Raw genomic sequence first — 215 nt, 5'->3', positions numbered from 1 at the left:
TATGCTAATACCACTCCTCTACCCACGCATCCGACCGAGGTCCACGCACAAGGTAGGGCGGCACSACSCCSTCGCACATTCCCTACTGAGCGCGGTCCGTGTAGAGGGTGCGACGTATGGGNCGGCGGCTTTGGGGGGAAGAAAGCCAGGGAAATGCCCTGGCCATCGCCTGCGCCTTGGCCGCGCGCCTGACGGGCCGTCCGTGCAAGATGCGT

At 64.9% G+C, this 215-nt stretch carries 1 pseudogene; it reads left to right on the top strand.

What is annotated here, in order from left to right:
* A pseudogene (locus TR36_RS16520) lies at positions 1 to 215 on the top strand (hypothetical protein); the annotation flags it as partial.

Source organism: Falsirhodobacter sp. alg1 (genome assembly GCF_000739715.2).
GTDB lineage: Bacteria > Pseudomonadota > Alphaproteobacteria > Rhodobacterales > Rhodobacteraceae > Falsirhodobacter.
This window is presented reverse-complemented; position numbering and strand designations above follow the sequence as displayed.